Annotated in this window: 2 protein-coding genes; one reads left to right on the top strand and one right to left on the bottom strand. The window is 41.6% G+C overall.

The window, feature by feature from the left end:
- Positions 1–31 precede the first annotated feature (31 nt).
- Positions 32–1,309, bottom strand: coding sequence for an LSM domain-containing protein (locus A3761_RS00090; protein ID WP_068554558.1), 1,278 nt, complete (start codon positions 1,307–1,309; stop codon positions 32–34).
- 188 nt (positions 1,310–1,497) lie between these two features.
- On the opposite strand from A3761_RS00090, the gene A3761_RS00085 reads away from it, so the two are divergent.
- On the top strand, positions 1,498–2,131 hold a 634-nt coding region (locus A3761_RS00085), incomplete at its 3' end, for a GGDEF domain-containing protein (protein WP_156491441.1).

The raw sequence follows: 2,131 nt of genomic DNA, 5'->3' as shown, positions 1-2,131 counted from the left end.
TCTATTTATGAATACCTGAGTTGGCAGCGTATTAGCGCCAAACTTCGACGAGTTCTATTTTCTCATTAGCAAAAAAGTAATCTGCAGTCCCACCGCCAAAAATAAGCGTCACTTCAATTTTTTGTTCGTCAGCAGATTTCAACAAGCCCTGGTAGGTTTTGCCATCCTTGAGTTCAATTCTTACTTTACGGTCGACGAATTCGGATAAAACCATAATATCAGTTGGCTGATAGCGTAAATTACTCAAAACCACTGTCGCCTGACCGCTGCTCTCTGGTTTTTTAGGTTTCTCTTCAAGCACTGGCTCAGGCCGATAATAACTGCCATCTAAAAACAGCTGCAACGATTGACTCATTTTGCCGTTGATATTTGCACTTATTGCTAGACTAGACACTAGTTCCTGATCATAAAGTCGTTCTAACTCTCCCAACCTTATCGGCACAGGAGGTTCAACTTTTAACTTCAAGACACCGCCTTGCAACAATTTATCACGATATAAATCTTCGACAGCCTCATTTGCCAGCATTCCTATCCCCGCCATACCTATTCGCCAAGCTTGAGAAGCATGTTTTGCATAGGCCTCAGGCTCTAAGCCACTCTCTTCCGTGCATAAGTTCACCATACGACGAGCATAGCCCGCATCTAAATGACTCATTTCTAGGTTATGAATATTTATTGCTGACACATTTCCCGTTTCAATTACGGTATTAAGCCCTTCCAAATCCAGACTTAGGGCCAACTCTAACTTTCCGATCTTATCGATGTCTATCGACAGCGTAATCATATCTTTGCCGCGGGCTTGCTCATAATAGATGCGACCCGAAGCCGATAGCTCTTCTATCCCCATGGCTTTTAAAGCTGAGAAATCCAGAGATGAACGATCTCCGCAAGCAAACAAGCTCATTGGAACCAACACCTTATCGCCAATAAACAGAGCCATCCATTCATCAAGACCGCGCCCCTTAAAAGGCATTCGCAAGCCAGAGTAGCTCATTGAAATCGGAGCAGTCAATTTGCCTACTTTTAAGCTAGGCAAGGCTGTCATCATTGAAGATGCATTGCCTAAACCGAGCGTAAGTTTGTCTATATTAATCGGACGCTTCAAACTAAAAGGCGTTAAAACAAGTCCCTCAAAATGGATATTCCCTTCAAAGTCAACCGATAGCCAGGAATAGCTTAACGAAAGGCTTTTACTATGCTCTTGTTTAAAACTTTCTATAAACTGCATCGCAGAGTACGTGGCATAGGCCTTGATGCCTGCTACAAGGAGCAGCCCAAGAATCAATAAAGCCCCTAACTTCTTAATCATTTCTTATGTTCCAAGTAACTTATCCAACTTCGTATACAAACTATAGCAAATATTCTAAGAATTTAACTTTATCTTCAGATATTTAGGTCTAAGCTAAAATCTATAAGCTGTAGGCAATTAATGGGTTAATCACTGCCAATTCAGCATTTCACCATTTATATAGCTAAAGTCGAAGTTAGACCCTTACCATGAAGCACTCAGATGATGTATCCAGAGCAGTAGACCTTCTGAAAAAAACGCTGCCGGAAATGAACAAACGAAATATCGCTACTACGCCTAATAATTATGCGATTTGGTATGAGTTCGTCGTGGGTGACAACCCGGAACTTAGCAAAGCAATTCAAGAACTGGATGCTAAGAAGACAAGCTATACCACGGAAACCCTTCAATCACTCTATGAGAAATATATTTCAGACGCCCACGAAGCTGCAGTCAATAAGCTGAGCAATAGTGTTAAAGAAATTATTCATAACTTTCTCAACAAAGTTAATAAGGAGGGTCACGGACTAACTGATTACGCGCAGACCTTATCGTCGTTTTCTGAGAAAATGGAAGGTGCCAGTGACATCAGTGATATAAAGTCACTCATTAGCCATCTGCTAGATGAAACCAAGAAGCGTGAAAGCGCTACACAGAGTATGCAAACTTCCCTTGAAAGCATGGCGCTTGAAATGAAAAAACTCAGGGCCGAAGTATCAAAGCTTAACTCTGAAGCAACAACAGATTCCCTCACAAAGGTGAACAATCGCCGTGCCTTTGATATGGAGATAGAAAACTTTATTTCTTCCAGCAAAGCCGAGAAGAAACCATTATGCCTACTGT

This window comes from Oleiphilus sp. HI0123 (genome assembly GCF_001635315.1).
The sequence above is the reverse complement of the archived record's forward strand: the minus strand, read 5'-3'. Positions and strand labels throughout refer to the sequence as shown.

Bases quoted from the DNA above. Each gene is read 5' to 3' on its own strand.
- A3761_RS00090 (WP_068554558.1), bottom strand. From the start codon at position 1,309: ATGATTAAGAAGTTAGGGGCTTTATTGATTCTTGGGCTGCTCCTTGTA.